At 37.3% G+C, this 212-nt stretch carries 1 protein-coding gene; it reads right to left on the reverse strand.

The features are described from left to right. Positions 1-212 (reverse strand): hypothetical protein (locus RH81_RS17085; RefSeq protein ID WP_033962422.1); only part of this gene is annotated, 212 nt, incomplete at both ends.

Genomic DNA, 212 nt, shown 5'->3' on the forward strand with positions numbered 1-212 from the left:
CACATATCACATAGTCATCTAGGTCTACTGGAACTACGGGTGATGGTAATACGCGGATAATTAAACTCACTGATGTATTGAAACATCCTGTAACTGTATTCTCAGCACGGATGTAAATCACCTGCTCATCCATTACAATATTTGTATAAAGACTAACTAGTGCATTTAAATCCATATCTGCATCACTCTGTGTTTCATGGTAAGTAATCGCA

Origin of the sequence: Psychroserpens jangbogonensis (genome assembly GCF_000797465.1) — a bacterium.
Lineage (GTDB): Bacteria > Bacteroidota > Bacteroidia > Flavobacteriales > Flavobacteriaceae > Psychroserpens > Psychroserpens jangbogonensis.